This is a genomic window from Amycolatopsis sp. SID8362 (genome assembly GCF_010550475.1).
Lineage (GTDB): Bacteria > Actinomycetota > Actinomycetes > Mycobacteriales > Pseudonocardiaceae > Amycolatopsis > Amycolatopsis eburnea.
In genome coordinates this window covers 1-429 of the sequence record NZ_JAAGNB010001706.1, presented here as the reverse complement: position 1 = coordinate 429, position 429 = coordinate 1, and the positions used below count along the sequence as shown (strand labels likewise).

Genomic DNA, 429 nt, shown 5'->3' with positions numbered 1-429 from the left:
CTCGACCAGGCCCCGGACCGCGACCGGACGCTCACCGAGCCGGAGCTGGACGAGCTGCTCACCGCGATCGGCGACTTCGCCGACCTCAAGTGCCCGTTCGCCATCGGCCATTCCCGCGGCGTGGCCGACCTCGCCGCCGAAGCGGCCCGGCGCGCGGGACTGTCCGAAGCGGACACCCGGCTCGTCCGGCGGGCTGGGCTCGTGCACGACCTCGGACGGCTGGGCGTGCCCAACAGCGTCTGGGAAAAACCCGGCCCGCTCACCGAAGCCGAACGCGAGCGGGTCCGGCTGCACCCCTACCTGACCGGCCGGATCCTGCGCCGCGTAAAGGGTTTGGCGGACGTCGCCGCCGTCGCCGCGGCGCACCACGAGCGGCTCGACGGCTCCGGCTACCCGCTCGGCGCGGGCGGCGCCGCGCTGACGCCGTGC

At 75.5% G+C, this 429-nt stretch carries 1 protein-coding gene; it reads left to right on the top strand.

Annotated features, from left to right (window positions below):
* A partial coding sequence (locus tag G3I65_RS52080; RefSeq protein ID WP_160703473.1) for an HD-GYP domain-containing protein occupies positions 1-429 on the top strand: 429 nt, incomplete at both ends.